15 protein-coding genes are annotated in these 16,947 nt (G+C 65.7%); 9 read left to right on the forward strand and 6 right to left on the reverse strand.

All coding sequences use genetic code 11. The features are described from left to right. Window positions 1-144: 144 nt before the first annotated feature. Complete coding sequence (locus CLI93_RS15010) at window positions 145-444, forward strand: hypothetical protein (RefSeq protein ID WP_143326454.1); 300 nt, start codon at window positions 145-147, stop codon at window positions 442-444. A 145-nt stretch (window positions 445-589) separates the two neighbouring features. Here CLI93_RS15010 and CLI93_RS13780 read toward each other — a convergent pair whose 3' ends face one another. Then, window positions 590-2,485 carry an ATP-binding cassette domain-containing protein gene (locus CLI93_RS13780; protein WP_095996015.1) on the reverse strand — a complete coding sequence of 632 codons (1,896 nt, stop codon included), beginning with the start codon at window positions 2,483-2,485 and terminating at the stop codon, window positions 590-592. A 238-nt stretch (window positions 2,486-2,723) separates the two neighbouring features. Here CLI93_RS13780 and CLI93_RS13785 point away from each other — a divergent pair, with 238 nt between their 5' ends. Further along, window positions 2,724-3,248: a hypothetical protein gene (locus tag CLI93_RS13785; RefSeq protein WP_095550689.1), complete on the forward strand. Its 525-nt coding sequence runs from the start codon at window positions 2,724-2,726 to the stop codon at window positions 3,246-3,248. 97 nt (window positions 3,249-3,345) lie between these two features. Here the strand turns inward: CLI93_RS13785 and argH are convergent, their stop codons facing one another. Continuing rightward, a complete protein-coding gene (gene argH, locus CLI93_RS13790; RefSeq protein WP_095996016.1) occupies window positions 3,346-4,830 on the reverse strand; it encodes an argininosuccinate lyase in 1,485 nt (494 codons plus the stop codon). A 212-nt stretch (window positions 4,831-5,042) separates the two neighbouring features. Between argH and CLI93_RS13795 the strand changes: the two genes are divergently transcribed. Further along, entirely contained in the window at window positions 5,043-6,092 is a 1,050-nt protein-coding gene (locus CLI93_RS13795) for a sensor histidine kinase (RefSeq protein WP_172424350.1), read from the forward strand. Between the two features lie 36 nt (window positions 6,093-6,128). Further along, entirely contained in the window at window positions 6,129-6,941 is an 813-nt protein-coding gene (locus tag CLI93_RS13800) for a LytR/AlgR family response regulator transcription factor (protein ID WP_095543389.1), read from the forward strand. Window positions 6,942-7,035: 94 nt separating this feature from the next. Here the strand turns inward: CLI93_RS13800 and CLI93_RS13805 are convergent, their stop codons facing one another. The 3 genes from CLI93_RS13805 to CLI93_RS13815 all read right to left on the reverse strand — a co-directional run bounded on the left by CLI93_RS13805 (window position 7,036) and on the right by CLI93_RS13815 (window position 10,702). Then, complete coding sequence (locus tag CLI93_RS13805; RefSeq protein WP_095543388.1) at window positions 7,036-7,467, reverse strand: VOC family protein; 432 nt, start codon at window positions 7,465-7,467, stop codon at window positions 7,036-7,038. 98 nt (window positions 7,468-7,565) lie between these two features. Then, window positions 7,566-8,900 carry a replication-associated recombination protein A gene (locus CLI93_RS13810; RefSeq protein ID WP_095543387.1) on the reverse strand — a complete coding sequence of 445 codons (1,335 nt, stop codon included), beginning with the start codon at window positions 8,898-8,900 and terminating at the stop codon, window positions 7,566-7,568. Window positions 8,901-8,980: 80 nt separating this feature from the next. Further along, window positions 8,981-10,702, reverse strand: coding sequence for a thiamine pyrophosphate-binding protein (locus tag CLI93_RS13815; protein WP_095543386.1), 1,722 nt, complete (start codon window positions 10,700-10,702; stop codon window positions 8,981-8,983). 401 nt (window positions 10,703-11,103) lie between these two features. Between CLI93_RS13815 and ilvA the strand changes: the two genes are divergently transcribed. From ilvA to CLI93_RS13840, 5 genes are all read left to right on the forward strand, one after another. Continuing rightward, window positions 11,104-12,669, forward strand: a complete 1,566-nt coding sequence (gene ilvA / locus CLI93_RS13820; RefSeq protein WP_172424349.1) for a threonine ammonia-lyase, biosynthetic — start codon at window positions 11,104-11,106, stop codon at window positions 12,667-12,669. Window positions 12,670-12,681: 12 nt separating this feature from the next. Beyond that, complete coding sequence (locus CLI93_RS13825) at window positions 12,682-13,188, forward strand: DUF6622 family protein (protein WP_095543385.1); 507 nt, start codon at window positions 12,682-12,684, stop codon at window positions 13,186-13,188. 154 nt (window positions 13,189-13,342) lie between these two features. After that, window positions 13,343-14,251 (forward strand): phosphoribosylaminoimidazolesuccinocarboxamide synthase, encoded by a 909-nt coding sequence (locus CLI93_RS13830; RefSeq protein ID WP_095543384.1) that lies wholly within the window; start codon window positions 13,343-13,345, stop codon window positions 14,249-14,251. A gap of 104 nt (window positions 14,252-14,355) precedes the next feature. Beyond that, a complete protein-coding gene (locus CLI93_RS13835; protein WP_095543383.1) occupies window positions 14,356-15,537 on the forward strand; it encodes an acetyl-CoA C-acetyltransferase in 1,182 nt (393 codons plus the stop codon). A 73-nt stretch (window positions 15,538-15,610) separates the two neighbouring features. After that, a complete protein-coding gene (locus CLI93_RS13840; RefSeq protein ID WP_095543382.1) occupies window positions 15,611-16,435 on the forward strand; it encodes a crotonase/enoyl-CoA hydratase family protein in 825 nt (274 codons plus the stop codon). 75 nt (window positions 16,436-16,510) lie between these two features. On the opposite strand, the gene CLI93_RS13845 is transcribed toward CLI93_RS13840, so the two are convergent. Next, window positions 16,511-16,912, reverse strand: a complete 402-nt coding sequence (locus tag CLI93_RS13845) for an MliC family protein (RefSeq protein ID WP_095543381.1) — start codon at window positions 16,910-16,912, stop codon at window positions 16,511-16,513. Window positions 16,913-16,947 lie beyond the last annotated feature (35 nt).

Genomic DNA, 16,947 nt, shown 5'->3' on the forward strand with positions numbered 1-16,947 from the left:
TCGGCGGGGCCGATTGAAAAGGCGCGATTTTACCGGCCTGTCATTTTTAGAACCTGCCACCAAGCCCTGCGCCAGTCATCAAGGGCTGTTCCACGTGAAACAAAGCGCGCACTGAACAAGTTGTGCACAAGCCTTTGGGTTGGCATGGGATGGAATGCGCACAACTGCTCCGGCGCTGGTAAGTGCCGTTTTTATCCCCAATTGCAGCCCAAGCTGCACGGCAGTCGCGCACAGGCTTTTTTGCCCCGCAAGTGTTTGTTTTTTCACGCACCAAGGCAGTTATCCACAAGCCAGGCAGCAATCTACTACTACGACTACTTTTTTAAAAAAAGTTTTGCAGTGATGGTAGCGAGAGATCGCGCGGCAAATCCGGAAATTGGAACCGGCATGCCTTGCAATGGAATGATTTTTGCCCCGGCTGGCCTGTGGACTGATGCGCCATGAAATGGGCATACAGCGCTTTTGTGGCCACAGATACGAGGGTAAAAAAATGGCCGCATCCTGATGGATGCGGCCAGCGCAAGTGGTGCAAACGGTTGCAGTACGTGCCTGCGGATGAGGGGCTGGGTAGGCCTTCAGAACAAGGCCATCAGCCTGACAAGGCCTCCCAGCGTTCCAACGCCTGCATCAGCTCCTCCTCGATGGCCACACTGCGTTCGGACAATGCCGCTGCGCGCTGGTGGTCGCTGGCGTACAGGCTGCCATCGGCCAGTTCGGCCTGGATTTGGACCTGCTCGGCCTCCAGCGCATCGATGCGCCCAGGTAAGGCCTCAAGCTCGCGCTGCTCCTTGTAGCTGAGTTTGCGCTTGCCTGCAGGCGCGGCGCTGGGTGTTGGCGCCGGGGCCGAAGCTGGCGGCGTGGCCGGTTCAGCAGCGGGCGCTTGCTGGCCGGCCTGGCGCTGCGCGGCCAGGGCGCGGCTGCGCTGCGATTGCAGCAGCCAGTCCTGCACGCTGCCCTCATACTCGCGCCACAGGCCCTGTCCTTCGGCAGCAATGGTGTGCGTGACCACGTTGTCCACAAAGCTGCGGTCGTGGCTGACCAGCAGTACCGTGCCGTCGTAGGTCTGCAGCAGCTCTTCCAGCAGCTCCAGCGTTTCCATGTCCAGGTCGTTGGTGGGCTCGTCAAGCACCAACACATTCGCTGGCGTGGCAAACAGTCGCGCCAGCAGCAGCCGGTTGCGCTCGCCGCCCGAGAGGGATTTGACCGGCGAGTGCGCGCGCTGCGGCGAGAACAGGAAATCGCCCAGATAGCTTTTGACGTGCTTGCGCTGCTGGCCGATCTCGATCCACTCGCTGCCTGGGCTGATGAAGTCCTCCAGCGTGGCCTCAGGGTCGATGGCTTCGCGCATTTGGTCGAAATAGGCAATGCGCAGGTTCGTGCCCAAGCGTACTTTGCCGCTGTCGGGTTGCAGCTGGCCGAGGATGATCTTCAGCAGCGTCGATTTGCCCGCGCCATTGGGGCCCAGCAGGCCAATCTTGTCGCCGCGCAGCACGGTGGTGGAAAAGTCGCGGATCAAGGGCTGCGCGCCAAATTGCTTGCTGACGCCGCTGAGCTCGGCAACGATCTTGCCGCTGGCCTCGCCGCGGGCGATCTCCATGCGCACCGTGCCCAGTGCGTTGCGGCGCTCGGCGCGCTGCTGGCGCAGGGCCTGCAGCCGCGCAATGCGGCTGACGCTGCGCGTGCGCCGCGCCTCCACACCCTTGCGGATCCAGATTTCCTCCTGCGCCAGCAGCTTGTCGGCCTTGGCATGCTCCACGGCCTCCTGTGCCAATTGTTGGTCCTTCAGGCTGCGGTATTGGCTGTAATTGCCGGGATAGGAGCGCAGCTGGCCACGGTCAAGCTCGACCACGCGCGTGGCGATGCGATCCAGAAACGCGCGGTCGTGGGTGATGACGACGATGCTGCCCTTGAAGTCCAGCAGCAAGTCCTCCAGCCAGGCGATGGAGTCCAGATCCAGGTGGTTGGTGGGCTCGTCCAGCAGCAGCAAATCCGGTTGCTGCACCAGCGCCTGGGCCAGGGCCACGCGTTTTTTGTTGCCGCCCGAGAGGCTGCCCACCAGCGCCTCGGGCTGCAGGTGCAGGCGCTGCAGCGTTTCGGCCACGCGCTGCTCCCAGGTCCAGCCGCCCTGCGCCTCGATCTGCGATTGCAGCGCATCCAGGTCTACGCCCGGCTCATGCCGCAGATATTGCTCACGCAGCGCAATCACCGGCTGCAGCCCGGCCGAGACGGCCTCGAAGATGCTGTGCTGCGCGTCGAACTGCGGCTCCTGCGGCACATAGGCGGTGCGCAGGCCAGTCTGCCGGTGGATCGTGCCCTCATCGGCCTGGGCCAGCCCAGCCATGATTTTCAGCAGCGAGGACTTGCCCGCGCCATTGCGGCCGATGAAGGCAATGCGCTCTTTTTCTTCGACGGAGAAATCCGCCCCGTCCAGCAGCGCCACATCGCCAAAGGCCAGTTGCATGTTCAAAAGTGTGATCAAAGCCATGCCTGCGATTATGGAACTGCGTGGAACTGCGCGCGCACTGCACTGTTTGTCCCAAGGTCAACGAAAAAGGCTTTGGCAACGTTGGAGGCTGTCTTGAAAAGCCCTGGGGGAGTGCTTTGGCCTGCCAGGGGTTTGCAGAGTTTGCAGGCGTTTTTCTGGTCTTGACCTCTGCTTTACATGGTGCGCATAGGCTCTGAAGTCTTTGCACCGGCCTTGACGAGAAGGAGTTTTTCATCCCATGCAAGCCACACAGAAAACCATTGCCGGCCTGGCCCTGACGGCTGCTGCTGCGCTGCTGGCAAGCAGCGCATCGGCGCAGTACGGCTATTACTACGACGATGGCGATCGCTACCGCCAGCACTACGATGCCCGGTTTGAGCGCGGCCAAAGCCATTACTACCCGCCCTATCGCCCTCAACCCCAGGTGCGCCACGACGATGATCGCCGTGAACGTCGTCGACGCAACACCGAACTGGCCGTGGGCGCATTGGTGGCTGGCGGTTTGCTGGGCTATGCACTGTCCAACGCCACATCGGCCAGCCAGCCGCCTGTGGCCCCTGGCCAGGGCGGGGCCACGCCCGGTTATGTCATGCCGCCAGTGCAGGCCAATCCGGTCTATCCGGCCCCGGTCTACCAGGCGCCGCAATACCACCAGCCCTACGCGCCGCAGCCCTATTACCGTGCTGCCCCGGTCGATGCGCCGCCGGTGCAGCACCAATACCAGACCATCAACGGCCGCACCTATTACCGCCCGGCGCAATGAGGCGGCACGGGCCACGCAGGCCTGATGCCAATGAAAAAACCGCAGCCCATGCACAAAGGCATGGCTGCGGTTTTTCATTGGCCGAGCAAGCGGGTTTTTATTCAGAGGCGCCCAGGCGCTGGCGGTGTGCCTGGATTTGCTGGCGCACTTGCGCTGGCGCAGTGCCGCCCAGGGTATTGCGCGCGTTGAGCGAGCCGCGCAGGCTCAGCGCCTCGAACACGTCGGCCTCGATGGCCGGATTGAAGCGCTGCAGGTCGGCCAGCGGCAGCTCGCTCAAATCCACGCCACGCTCGATGGCGATGCGCACGGCATGGGCCACGGTTTCATGGGCGTCGCGAAACGGCAGGCCTTTTTTCACCAGGTAATCGGCCAGGTCCGTGGCCGTGGCATAGCCGCGCAGCGCGGCCTGCTCCATGGCCTGGGCATTGACGCTGATGCCGCCACTGCGCTGGCCGGTGGCCGCATCGGTCTGGCCGCCGATCATCTCGGCAAAGATGCGCAGCGTATCGCGCAGGGTGTCCACGGTGTCGAACAGCGGTTCCTTGTCTTCCTGGTTGTCCTTGTTGTAGGCCAGCGGCTGGCCTTTCATCAGCGTGATCAGGCCCATCAAATGCCCCACGACGCGGCCGGTCTTGCCGCGCGCCAGCTCGGGCACGTCGGGGTTTTTCTTCTGCGGCATGATGGAACTGCCGGTGGTGAAGCGATCGGCAATGCGGATGAAGCCGAAGTTCTGGCTCATCCAGACGATCAGCTCCTCTGATATGCGGCTGATGTGCACCATGATGAGCGCGGCGGCGGCGCTGAATTCAATGGCGAAGTCGCGGTCGCTGACGGCATCCAGGCTGTTTTGGCAGATTTGCGGGTTGCCCGCCTCATCGACCATGCCCAGCGCGCGCGCCACCATGGCGCGGTCCAGCGGGTAGCTGGTGCCGGCCAGCGCGGCAGCGCCCAGCGGCAGGGTGTTGGTGCGGCGGCGCACATCGCTCAGGCGCTGGGCATCGCGGCGGAACATCTCGACATAGGCCAGCAGGTGGTGGGCAAAGCTCACCGGCTGTGCTACCTGCAGGTGGGTAAAGCCCGGCAGGATCACGTCCACGTTCTGTGCTGCCACGTCCAGCAGCGCGTGCTGCACCTGGTCCAGCAGGGCGATGATGGCGTCGATCTCATCGCGCAGCCACAGGCGCACGTCGGTGGCCACCTGATCGTTGCGGCTGCGGCCAGTGTGCAGGCGCTTGCCTGCATCGCCAATCAAGGCCGTCAGGCGCGCCTCGATGTTCAGGTGCACGTCCTCCAGGTCCAGTTGCCAGTCGAACTGGCCCGATTCGATTTCCTGGCTGATCTGATCCAGACCGCGGGCGATGGCGGCGCCGTCCTCGGCCGAGAGAATGCCCACCGCCTGCAGCATCTGCGCGTGGGCGCGGCTGCCGGCAATATCGGCTCTCCATAGCCGTTGGTCGAAAAACACGCTGGCGGTGTAGCGCTTGACCAGATCGCTCATCGGCTCGGTGAACAGGGCCGACCAGCCTTCGCTCTTGGAGGCCAGCTGGTTGGCAGAGGGTTGCGGTGCACGGTTTTCAGGCATGGAACTCGGGAATAATGGCAGCTGGCATCGTGTCGTGCGGTGCTTGCCATTGGGCCGCGCACGCAATGGCATGTGGCGCTGGCATGCGGGCGCTGGCGCGCGGCATCGGGCCGCGCCGCCGCAAAAAACACAAGAACACAATGAGCGGGAGAAAACCAAGCATTCTATCTGCGGCATCGCAGCGTCTGCAGCCCTTGGCCAGGGCCGCAGTGATGCCGCCATCGCGTTTGCTGTTCGATGCCTGCCATATGGGCGTGGTGCTGCGCGCCTTGCTGCTGACCGAGCTGCCGCTGGCGTTGGTGCTGCTGTTTGGCGCCGATGATCTTCAGCAGTGGCTGGGCCACTTTGCGCTGCTCACCGGCATCGCGTTCCCGCCGCTGCTGCTGTGGCTGCTGCTGGCTTGTTGGCTCAAGCACTGGCTGGACAGACAGGTCCCCTCCGTACAGTGGGCCTATGCGTTGTTGACGGGCTGGTGTTGCGGCCTGCTGGCCTTTGCCCTGTACGCCATGCCCGGCCAGCTGCGCGGCAGCGGCGCAAACTGGCTGGCTTCGGGCCTGAGCGGCATGGGCCTGGCCGGCCTGCTCACCAGCATGTTTGCCATGCGCCACCGCGCCAGCCAGCCAGCGTCCACCGTGGCGCGGCTGGCAGAGCTGCAATCGCGCATCCGGCCGCATTTTTTGTTCAACACCCTCAACAGCGCCATTGCCCTGGTGCGCCAGGATCCGGCCAAGGCCGAATCCATGCTCGAAGACTTGAGCGACCTGTTTCGCCATGCGCTGCTCGATGCCTCCAGCGTCTCCAACCTGGAAAAGGAAGTGGAGATTGCCCGCCAATACCTGCGCATCGAAGGCATTCGCTTTGAAGGCCGCCTGCGCGTGAGCTGGACGGTGGACGAGGCGGCATTGCAGGCCAGCGTGCCGCCGCTGCTGTTGCAGCCGCTGGTGGAAAACGCCATCAAGCACGGCGTCGAACCCAGCAGCGAAGGCGGTGAAATCCACGTATTGGTGCGTCGCAAGGGCGATCGCGTGCTGCTGCGCATCAGCAATACCGTGCCCGGCCCCAACAGCGCAGTGGCCCATGCTGCGGGCCGGGGGGGCAACGGCATTGCGCTGCAAAACGTCCGCGATCGTTTGCGCCTGATGCACGACGTCAATGCCGACTTTCGCTGTCGCACCCACGATGGCCGCTACGAAGTGGCCATGAACCTGCCAGCCAAGCCGCTGCTGGGGCGTGATGCGGCCCAGCGCGCGGCATTTCATTGAACACCAACCAACATCAGCCTTTGCTGCTCTTCTGCCATGAACATCTTGATCGTTGACGATGAATCGCTGGCGCGCCAGCGCCTGGCCATGCTGCTGCAGGAGCAAACTGCTGTGCCCTGCCGCGTGTTTGAAGCCGCTGCCGCCAGCCAGGCGCAGCAAATCATGCAGCGCATGCAAGAGCATGCCCGCATTGATTTGGTGCTGCTGGATGTGAACATGCCCGGCATGGACGGCATGGCCTTTGCCCAGCTGCTGCGGCGCATGCAGCCGCAGCCTGCGGTGGTGTTCGTCACCGCCCATGCCGAATTTGCCGCGCAGGCCTTTGAGCTGGAGGCGCTGGACTACCTGACCAAGCCCGTGCGCCTGGAGCGCCTGCGCCAGACGCTCGAGCGCGTGCAGCGCTGGCAGCAAATGCAGCAGCCGCAGCAGGCTGCCATGGCGCCACAGGCCGGTGCTCCGGCAGGCCCAGCCGCCGCCGAAGGGCCAGCGCCTGGCTTGCCCGCGGCCAGCGGGCCATTCATCTACATCAACGAGCGCGGCCACAGCGAGCGCGTGCTGCTGGAGCACATCATTTTCTGCCGCGCCGAAATGAAGTACGTCACGCTGCACACCAGACAGCGCGACTACCTGTGCGTTGATTCGCTCAACGATCTGGAAAAGCGCTTCCCCGAATACCTGCTGCGCGTGCACCGCAACGCCCTGGTGGCGCGCAAGGCGCTGCGCGCGCTGCACAAGGTGCACAGCAAGGAAGACGGCGACCATTGGCGCGTGCAATTGCATGGCACGGACGAAACCCTGCAGGTCTCGCGCCGCATGGTGGCCGGCGTGCGCGAGGCGCTGCGCACTTGAGGGCGCATTGCTTCACGAAGTGCCGCCATCGGGCCGGGCATCGTGCCGTTGGGGGGGAACACGCACATGCGCGCACATGCGTGTGGCTCAGTGCCTACGACGATGCGTCGGGCGCGGACGCCTGTGCCGGTGTCGTCTTGACGCCCCATCGGTAGCCATCGGGGTCGGTGAAGATGGCGTAGGACTGGCCCCAGGGCATGTCGGTGAGCTCCTGCACCAGCCGCCCGCCATTTGTACGGACGGTCTCGATGAACCGGGCTGCGTCGGCGTAGGCATCGAAGGTGACATCGATGATGGTGGCGCCAGCGTTCACGGTTGGTGCGGATGGATCCCACCACGCGGCGAACTCGGCGGTGTGGATGGCCAGCGGCGCGAAGCCGCAGGTAACGACCCATGCGCGCGGCGTCTCATCGCTTGGAAGGGTGATCGCACGCAGCTCACAACCCAGCGCCGCATAGAACACACGGCTTCGCTCCAGATCGTCGACAACGAGATTGATCTGGGTCACATGGGCCATTCGAGACATATTCACCTCCTGAACACCTGTTTTCGGTTTTTTCCCATGATGCCGTATGGCTCCTCAGGCTGCGGCGCTGGACGTTCCCGCTATTCGGGTGCGCCGCATCACGGTTGCTCTGGCTGTTGGCCCTGTGGCGGGGGCTGTGCCTGCCGGGCCTGGCGGTTGCGCTCGCGCAGCTGGGCCAGCTTCTCGCCGATCTTGATCTCCAGTCCGCGTGGCACGGGCTGGTACCAGCCGGGCTCGGCCATGCCCTCGGGCAGGTAGCGCTCGCCAGCGGCGAAGGCGTCGGGCTCGTCGTGGGCATAGCGGTAGTGCTGGCCGTGGCCCAGTTGCTTCATCAGTTGGGTGGGCGCATTGCGCAGGTGCACGGGCACCGGGCGCGTGCCATCGCGCTGCACCCAGGCGCGCGCGGCCTTGTAAGCGGTGTAGACGGCGTTGGATTTGGGCGCCACGGCCAGATAGACCAGGCACTGCGCCAGCGCCAGCTCGCCCTCGGGCGAGCCCAGGCGCTCGTAGGTTTCGGTGGCGTCCAGCGCCAGGCGCAACGCGCGCGGGTCGGCCAGGCCGATGTCCTCGCTGGCCATGCGGATCATGCGCCGCGCGATGTACATCGGATCGGCGCCGCCGTCGAGCATGCGCAGCATCCAGTACAGCGCCGCGTCCGGGTCGGAGCCGCGCACCGATTTGTGCAGCGCGCTGATGCTGTCGTAGAACTGGTCGCCGCCCTTGTCGTAGCGGCGCATGCGCTCGCCCAGCACGCGCAGCAGCCAGGCATCGTCCACGTGCGCCAGCCGCTCCTGCTGCGCCGCCATGGCCAGCGTCTCCAGCGTGCCCAGCAGTCGCCGGGCGTCGCCATCGGCGTAGTCCAGCAGGCGCTGCAGCGCCTGCTCTTCGATGGCTGGCACGGCCTCCAGCGCTTGCGCGCGCTGCACGATTTCGCGCAGCTGGGCATGCTGCAGTGGTTGCAGCACATAGACCGCAGCGCGCGATAGCAGGGCCGAATTGACTTCGAACGAGGGGTTTTCGGTGGTCGCGCCGATGAAAGTGAACAGGCCGCTTTCGACGTGCGGCAAAAAGGCATCCTGCTGGCTTTTGTTGAAGCGGTGCACTTCATCGACGAACACGATGGTGGGCTGCGGCGCCAGGCCGTCGTGGGCCTGCTGGGCCTGCTCGACCGCCTCGCGGATGTCCTTGATGCCGCCGAGTACCGCGCTGATGGCAATGAACTGCGCATCGAAAGCGCCGGCCATGAGCCGTGCAATCGTCGTCTTGCCGACCCCAGGCGGGCCCCAGAGGATGCAGCTGTGCGGCCGGCCGGACTCAAAAGCCAGCCGCAGCGGCATGCCCTCGCCCAGCAGGTGCTGCTGGCCCACCACTTCACCCAACGTGCGCGGGCGCAGACGTTCGGCCAGGGGCTGGTGCAGTGCGGCGGAGGGCATGGGGCGTGTGGTGTGGGCAGTGCAAAGGTGCTGCCGGACTATACGCTGCCTTGGCTGGCCGATTCATGCCTGGCAGGCGCTCAGGCATTCTCTGGCGACAGACGCTGGTCGGGGGTGATTTGCAGCGGGTCGGTGCGCAATTCGATCAGCGCCAGACGGCCCGATTGCTGAGCGCGTTGCCAGGCGGCGGCGAAATCCTCGGTGCGGGTGACCGGCTCGGCATGGGCGCCGCAGGCGCGCGCCATGGCGCAGTAGTCGGGGCTGGGCAGGCGCGTGGCGCTGACGCGGCCGGGGTAGCGCCGCGCCTGGTGCATGCGGATGGTGCCGTACATGCCGTTGTTGACCAGCAGCACGGTCAGGCGGGCGCCGCATTCGGCGGCGGTGGCCAGCTCCTGCGGGTACATCATGAAGCAGCCATCGCCAGCGAAGCAGACGACCTGGCGCTGCCTGTGACGCAGCGCGGCGGCGATGGCCGCAGGCAGGCCATAGCCCATGGCGCCGCAGGTCGAGGCCAGCTCGGTGCGCGGCTGGCGGTAGCGGAAGAAGCGGTGCAGCCAGATGGCGTAGTTGCCCGCGCCGTTGGTGAGGATGGCGTCCTCGGGCAGCTCGCGGTCCAGGTATTGCACGACGGCGCGCAGGTCCACGCCGTCGATCTGGCCGTCTGGCGCGGTGCCGCCCAGGCCGATGAAGGCTTCATAGCCGGCGCGGCCCTGGCTGAGCCAGCCCTGCCAGTTACCCCGCCAGTTACCCCAGTTGCCCGGCTGCGCTGCGGCGCTGGATGCCTGGTCCCAGTCCAGCAGGGCCTGCAGCAAGGCTTCGGGTTTGGCGGCGATGGCGACATCGGCCTGATAGACGCGACCCAGCTCATCGGCGCCGGGGTGGCAATGCACCAGGGTTTGCTGCGGGCGCGGCACCTGCAGCAGCTCGTATTCGCCGGTGCTCACGTCCGTCAGCCGCGTGCCCAGCGCCAGCAGCACATCGGCCTGCTGCACCATGGCGCGCACCGAGGGGCTCATGCCCAGACTGAGGTGGCCAACGAAGTGCGGATCGCGGTTGTCGAACAAATCCTGGCGGCGAAAGCTGCAGGCCACGGGCAACTGCCAGCGCTGCACCAGCGTGCGCAGCAGCGCGTGTGCCTGGGGCGTCCAGCCTGAGCCGCCCAGCACCAGCAGCGGCCGTTGCGCCTGGGCCAGCAGCTGGCCGACCTGCTGCGCCGTAGCGGCATCAACGGCCGCTGGCGCCAGCGGCGTGGCGCGGCAGGCCGGGCAGTCGGTGGCCTCCTGCAGCATGTCCTCGGGCAGGGCCACGACCACCGGGCCGGGCCGGCCGCTGACGGCCACGTGGAAGGCGCGGGCAATCAACTCAGCCATGCGCTCGGCGCGGTCGATCTCGATGACCAGCTTGGCCATGTGGCCGAACAGCTGCTGGTAGTCCACCTCCTGAAAAACGTCGCGGCCCTTGTCCTCGCGGGCGATCTGGCCGATGAACAAAATCATCGGCGTGGAATCCTGCTGGGCCACGTGCACGCCGATGCTGGCGTGCGTAGCGCCGGGGCCGCGCGTGACCATGCAGATGCCGGGCTGGCCGGTGAGCTTGCCGTCGGCCTCGGCCATGTTGGCGGCCGCGCCTTCGTGCTTGGTGACGACCACCTCGATGCCGGCGGCGTCGTAGAGCGCATCCAGCACTTCCAGATAGCTTTCGCCCGGCACGCAAAAGACGCGTTGCACGCCATGCAGGGCCAGGGCATCGACCAGCACGCGGCCGGCGCTTTGGCGCTGCGGGGATGGGGTGAATTGGGTCATGGCAAGGCTCCGTCTGGACGATGGGATGGGGCAAAGCCCAATGCTAGGGGCGGATCGCGCTGCGGCTCTGTCGCCTGCGTGCGACGGGATGGATGCGCTGCGGCAGGACTGGCGGTTTGACCGTAGAATGCCCGCACCGTTCAGCGGGCGCAGACTGGCGCAACATGGGCCAGTGCGCAATCCGGGCAAATGCCGATGGGCTGAACGGCCGTTTGTCTCCTCCACCTCTCAACCGGTGGATTGACCCCGCAGCTGGCCACTTGCCGCTGCGGGGTTCTTTTTGGCCCATGGTGCACGGGCCTCTTGTGCGGGCCTTGCGCGAGCAGCATTGCTGCGGCAGGCATGGCTGGTGGCGCGCTTATCATCGCCGTTTTGTCTGTGGCACTGCAGCCCCGATTGCGATGACGCTCACCCCCGCCGATTACCTGAAAAAAATCCTCACTGCCCGCGTTTATGACGTGGCTGTGGAAACGCCGCTGGAGCCGGCGCGCCAGCTCTCGGCGCGGCTGGGCAACCAGGTGCTGCTCAAGCGCGAGGACCAGCAGCCGGTGTTCAGCTTCAAGCTGCGCGGCGCTTACAACAAGATGGCGCAGCTCTCACCGGCAGAGCTCGAGCGCGGGGTGATTTGCGCCTCGGCAGGCAACCATGCGCAGGGTGTGGCACTCAGCGCCAGCCGGCTGGGTGCGCGGGCGGTGATCGTCATGCCGGTGTCCACGCCGCAGGTCAAGATCGACGCGGTGCGCAGCCTGGGCGGGGAAGTGGTGCTGCACGGCGACAGTTTCAGCGACTCCTACCAATACGCGCTGCAATTGCAGCAGCAGCAAGGGTTGACTTTCGTGCACCCGTTTGACGACCCGGACGTGATCGCTGGCCAGGGCACGATCGCCATGGAGATGCTGCGGCAGCTGCAAAGCCTGGGCAGCCGCCGCCTGGATGCGGTGTTCGTGGCCATTGGCGGCGGCGGCCTGATTGCTGGCGTGGCCAACTACATCAAGGCGGTGCGCCCGGACGTGCGCGTCATTGGCGTGCAGATGAACGATTCGGACGCCATGCGGCGCTCGGCCGAGGCCGGCGAGCGCGTGGAGCTGGCCGACGTAGGCCTGTTCTCGGACGGCACGGCCGTCAAGCTGGTGGGTGAGGAGACCTTCCGCATCAGTCGCGAGCTGGTGGATGACTACGTGGTCGTCAGCACCGATGAGGTTTGCGCCGCCATCAAGGACATCTTCATCGACACGCGCAGCATCGTCGAGCCAGCGGGCGCTCTGGCCGTGGCGGCCATCAAGCAGTACGTGGCGCAGCACCACACCCAGGGCCAGACCTACGCAGCCATTCTGTGCGGCGCGAACATGAATTTTGACCGCCTGCGCTTCGTGGCCGAGCGCGCGCTGGTCGGTGAGCAGCGCGAGGCGCTGTTTGCCGTGACGATGAAGGAAGAGCGCGGCAGCTTTCGCAGCTTTTGCGAAACCATTGCCCAGCTGCCAGGCGCGGCGCGCAACGTCACCGAGTTCAACTACCGCATGAGCGACCGGCATGCCGCGCATGTCTTCGTTGGCCTGGCCACCAATGGGCCGGGCGAATCGGCGCAGATTGCCGCGCACCTGGATGCGCACGGCTTCAAGACGCTGGACCTGACCCACGACGAGCTGGCCAAGGAGCATTTGCGCCACCTCATCGGCGGGCCAGCGCCGCTGGCCAACCACGAGCGCCTGCTGCGCTTCATCTTCCCGGAGCGGCCTGGCGCGCTCTTCAAGTTCCTCAGCCTGATGCAGCCGAGCTGGAACATCAGCCTGTTCCACTATCGCAACCAGGGGGCGGACTACGGCAAGATCCTGGTGGGCATCCAGGTGCCGCAGGAGGACGATGCGGCATTCCAGCAGTTTCTCGATGCGTTGGGCTATCCCTACGTCGAGGAAAGCGACAACCCGGCCTATCGCCTGTTTCTCAAGAGCAGCGCGGCGGCTGCTTGAGCGCCTGCCGCCATGACGGCCACGGAACTCATCACGCACACACCTGTGTGGGTCTGGCCATTGCTGGCGGCGCTGCTGGCGCTGGGCTGGATGCAAACGCGCGCGCGTCGCGTCTCGCTGGCGCGTGCGCTGGCATTGCCGCTGGTCATGCTCATCCTCACGCCTGCGACGCTGGTCGTGCGCTTGGCCGCCACAGGCTCTCTGACGGCCGCGCTGGCGGTTTGGGGCGCCGGCACCCTGGGCGCTGCCCTCATTGGCCGCCGCCGGGCCTTGCGTCCCGGGGAGCATTTCGACGCTGCCACGCGCCGCCTGCACTTGGCCGGTAGCTGGGCGCCGCTGCTGATCATCCTGGGCATCTTTTGTCTGCGTTATGCGGTGGCCGCCACGCAGGCCGTGAACCCGGCGTTGGCTGCGCAGCCTGCATTCGTGTTGGCCACGGCGGCGCTGGGCGGCATGCTCAACGGCTGGCTGGTGGCGCGTGCCTGGGCACTGTGGATGTTGGCGCGCTCTTCCATGTGAGCGCACGGGCCCTGCAGCGGTGCGCGGCCCTGTGGCTGGGCAATAATGCCGCCTGCCCTGCCCTGCCCTGCCCTGCCCTGCCCTGCCCTGCAGGCCTTGCTCTGCGGCTCCAAGGCATTTGTAGATACTCTCGATTGTTTGTTGGCTTGTTGACATGACCAGTGCCCTGCACACCTCCTCCCTGACTTCGTTGCCCTTGCTGGCTCGCGGCAAAGTGCGGGACAACTACGCCGTTGGCGATGACCGCATCCTGATGATCGCCAGCGACCGCATCTCCGCCTTTGACGTCATCATGGGCCAGCCCATCCCCGGCAAGGGCGAGCTGTTGACCCGCATGGCGCTGTTCTGGTTCGACAAGCTGGCCGACATCTGCCCCAACCACCTGACCGGCCAGGCGCCCGAGAGCGTCGTCACCGAGCAGGAGCTGCCGCAGGTGCAAGGCCGCGCCATGCTGGTCAAGCGCCTCAAACCCTTGCCCATCGAGGCCGTGGTGCGCGGCTACCTGGCTGGCAGCGGCTGGAAGGAATACCAACAAACCCAGTCCGTGTGTGGCGTGCAGCTGCCCGCTGGCCTGGGCAATGCCCAGCGCCTGCCCGAATCCATTTACACGCCGGCGGCCAAGGCGGAGGTGGGCGAGCACGACGAGAACATCAGCTACGAGAAAACCGTCGAAATGGTCGGTCCCGAGCTGGCCGCGCAGATCCGCAGCGTCAGTCTGGCGCTTTATGAGCGCGCAGCGCAGTTGGCCCTGGCCAAGGGCATCATCATTGCCGACACCAAGTTCGAATTTGGTTTGGACGCCGATGGCACGCTGACGCTGATGGACGAGGTGCTCACACCCGACAGCTCGCGCTACTGGCCCGTGGAAGGCTATGAGCAGGCCTTGCGCGAAGGCAGCAATCCGCCCAGCTACGACAAGCAGTTCCTGCGCGATTGGCTGGAGCAGGTGCGCGTCAACGGCCAGCCCTGGGACAAAACCCCGCCGGCGCCACGCCTGCCGCCGGAAGTGATTGCGCAGACTGCCGCCAAGTACACCGAGGCCTTGCAGCGCCTGATGGGCTGATCCGCCCTGCCCTGGCCGCATTGCGGGCTGCGATGCGGCCTGCTTGCGGCCTTGCACAGGCGCTGCTGAACGGAGGCCTGTTTTTTTCAAGGAGATCCTTGCCCATGCCCTCCCCCGCTTACATCGTGGCCGCCGTGCGCACCGCCGGCGGCCGTCGCAATGGCCGCCTGGCCGGCTGGCACCCCGTGGATTTGGCCGCGCAGGTGCTCGACGCGCTGGTGGCGCGCAGCGGCGTCGATCCCGCCCAGGTCGAGGACGTGTTCATGGGCTGCGTCAGCCAGATCGGCGAGCAGGCCGCCAACGTGGCGCGCAATGCCGTGTTGGCCTCCGTGCTGCCCGAGGCCGTGCCCGGCACCAGCATCGACCGCCAGTGCGGCTCATCGCAGCAGGCCCTGCACTTTGCCGCGCAGGCCGTGATGTCCGGCGTCATGGATGTGGTCATCGCCGCTGGTGTGGAGTCCATGAGCCGCGTGCCCATGGGCAGCCCCATGGCCCTGCCGCGCAAGGCCGGCATGGGTTATTACCAAAGCCCAGGCATCGACGCGCGCTACGGCGGGGTCGAGTTCAGCCAGTTCATGGGCGCGGAAATGGTGGCCAGCAAATACGGCCTGGACAAGGCGCAGCTCGACGCCTATGCGCTGCAAAGCCACCAGCGCGGCGTGGCCGCAACGCAGGCAGGCCACTTCGAGGCGGAAATTCTGCCCATTGAAGTGCGCGACGCCCAGGGCCAGGGCACCGGCCAGTGGCATACCGTGGACGAGGGCCTGCGTTTTGACGCCACGCTCGAAGCCATCCAGAACGTCAAGCTGCTGCAGGAAGGCGGCGTCATCACCGCCGCCAATGCCAGCCAGGTCTGCGATGGCGCCTCGGGCGTGCTGGTGGTCAATGAGCGCGGCCTGCGCGCGCTGGGCGTGGCGCCGCTGGCGCGCATCCACCACATGAGCGTGTTGGGCCACGACCCGGTGATCATGCTCGAAGCGCCGCTGCCGGCCACCGAGGCGGCGTTGAAAAAAGCCGGCATGCGCATCGAAGACATGGATCTGTACGAAGTCAACGAAGCCTTTGCGCCCATCCCGCTGGCCTGGCAGCAGGCGCTGGGCGCCGATGCCGCGCGCATGAACGTGCACGGCGGCGCCATTGCGCTGGGCCACCCGCTGGGGGCCTCGGGCACCAAGCTCATGACCACGTTGGTGCATGCGCTGGGCTGGCACGGCAAGCGCTGGGGCCTGCAAACCATGTGCGAGGGCGGCGGCATGGCCAATGTCACCATCGTCGAGCGTTTGTGACGCTGTCCTCAGCGCCCTGCCCTGCCCTGCCCGCCGGCCACGGGCCGATGACATTCACCTCAGGAGTCTTGCCATGCAGGAACAAGTTTTTGAAGACCGAGTTGCCGTGAGCCTGGGGGCCGAAGGCGTGGCCACCGTCATGCTGCGCCGCCCGGAAAAGATGAACGCCTTGGATGTGGCCATGTTCAAGGGCTTGGCTGCCGCCGGCGCCTGGCTGCGCGAGGCCGTTGGCCTGCGCGCTGTGGTTCTGGCCGGTGAAGGCAAAGCCTTTTGCGCCGGGCTGGACATGGCCAATTTCGAGGGCCTGCTGCGCGGCCAGGCGTTGGATCCAGCCCTGGGTCGGCTGGCTGAGCGAAGCCATGGCCAGGCCAACCTGCCCCAGCACATTTGCTGGCAGTGGCGCATGTTGGAGGTGCCAGTCGTGGCCGCGCTGCATGGCGTGGCCTTGGGCGGTGGCCTGCAATTGGCCCTGGGCGCCGATGTGCGCCTGGTGGCACCCGATGCGCGCCTGTCGGTGCGTGAAATGCATTGGGGCCTGGTGCCCGACATGGCGGGCATGGCGCTGTTGCGTGAATTGGTGCGCGCCGACATCGCGCGCGAGCTGGTGTTCAGCGGTCGCATGGTGGACGCCCAGGAGGCCTGCCAGATCGGTCTGGCGACCCGGCTGGTGCAAGACCCTTTGGCGCAAGCGCTGGAGCTGGCCCGGCAAATGGCTGGCTTCAGCCCGCAGGCCATGCGCGCGGCCAAGCGTTTGCTCAACAGCACGGCCGATGCCTCGGCCGGCGAATTGCTGTTGGCCGAATCGTTGGAGCAGCTACAGCTCTTGGGCAGCGCCGACCAGCGCGAGGCCGTGATGGCTGGGCTGGAAAAACGCCCGCCGGTTTTTCGCGATGCCTGATGCATCGCAGCCATGAAAAAAGCCCATGCAGCAAAAACTGCATGGGCTTTTTTCATGAACTTAGCGCTGGCTGATTCAGTTTGCGACGCTGGTGCAGTTGGTTTCCACCAGATTGTTGTAAGGGTCGTAGAAGCTGAAGAAAGCCTCATTGCCTTTCTGGTGCCATTCAGCGCCGCGGCCGAACAGCCCGCTCTTGCCGACGTAGCGCGAGCCGGAGCCGGAGACAGTGATGTTCAGCATGGCGCTCTTGTCGTCAAGCTTGAGCTCCAGCTGCTCTGTGCCCCGGGGCTGCACCCAGACGGTCAGACCGTTTTGGCAAGCAAATTTGCTGGCCATCATTTCGTGATGCTGGGCGGGCGCAACCGTTGTTGCGGCATGGCCAGTCATTTGGTTTTGAGGCTGCTTGGGCTGTGTGCCGCTGCAAGCGGCCAGCGCCACAGCGCAACCAACCAGCATGGGGATGTGTTTGATGTTCATGGCAATACTCCCTTCAAAGTATGAGTATGAAAACA

It is taken from the genome of Vandammella animalimorsus, assembly GCF_002288875.1.
In the GTDB taxonomy this organism is placed as follows: Bacteria; Pseudomonadota; Gammaproteobacteria; order Burkholderiales; family Burkholderiaceae_C; genus Lampropedia; species Lampropedia animalimorsus.

Bases quoted from the DNA above. Each gene is read 5' to 3' on its own strand.
- argH (WP_095996016.1), bottom strand. From the start codon at position 4,830: ATGCCTGAAAACCGTGCACCGCAACCCTCTGCCAACCAGCTGGCCTCC.
- CLI93_RS15010 (WP_143326454.1), top strand. From the start codon at position 145: ATGGGATGGAATGCGCACAACTGCTCCGGCGCTGGTAAGTGCCGTTTT.
- CLI93_RS13845 (WP_095543381.1), bottom strand. From the start codon at position 16,912: ATGAACATCAAACACATCCCCATGCTGGTTGGTTGCGCTGTGGCGCTG.
- CLI93_RS13840 (WP_095543382.1), top strand. From the start codon at position 15,611: ATGCAGGAACAAGTTTTTGAAGACCGAGTTGCCGTGAGCCTGGGGGCC.
- CLI93_RS13795 (WP_172424350.1), top strand. From the start codon at position 5,043: ATGCCGCCATCGCGTTTGCTGTTCGATGCCTGCCATATGGGCGTGGTG.
- ilvA (WP_172424349.1), top strand. From the start codon at position 11,104: ATGACGCTCACCCCCGCCGATTACCTGAAAAAAATCCTCACTGCCCGC.
- CLI93_RS13810 (WP_095543387.1), bottom strand. From the start codon at position 8,900: ATGCCCTCCGCCGCACTGCACCAGCCCCTGGCCGAACGTCTGCGCCCG.
- CLI93_RS13835 (WP_095543383.1), top strand. From the start codon at position 14,356: ATGCCCTCCCCCGCTTACATCGTGGCCGCCGTGCGCACCGCCGGCGGC.
- CLI93_RS13815 (WP_095543386.1), bottom strand. From the start codon at position 10,702: ATGACCCAATTCACCCCATCCCCGCAGCGCCAAAGCGCCGGCCGCGTG.
- CLI93_RS13825 (WP_095543385.1), top strand. From the start codon at position 12,682: ATGACGGCCACGGAACTCATCACGCACACACCTGTGTGGGTCTGGCCA.
- CLI93_RS13805 (WP_095543388.1), bottom strand. From the start codon at position 7,467: ATGTCTCGAATGGCCCATGTGACCCAGATCAATCTCGTTGTCGACGAT.
- CLI93_RS13800 (WP_095543389.1), top strand. From the start codon at position 6,129: ATGAACATCTTGATCGTTGACGATGAATCGCTGGCGCGCCAGCGCCTG.
- CLI93_RS13780 (WP_095996015.1), bottom strand. From the start codon at position 2,485: ATGGCTTTGATCACACTTTTGAACATGCAACTGGCCTTTGGCGATGTG.
- CLI93_RS13830 (WP_095543384.1), top strand. From the start codon at position 13,343: ATGACCAGTGCCCTGCACACCTCCTCCCTGACTTCGTTGCCCTTGCTG.
- CLI93_RS13785 (WP_095550689.1), top strand. From the start codon at position 2,724: ATGCAAGCCACACAGAAAACCATTGCCGGCCTGGCCCTGACGGCTGCT.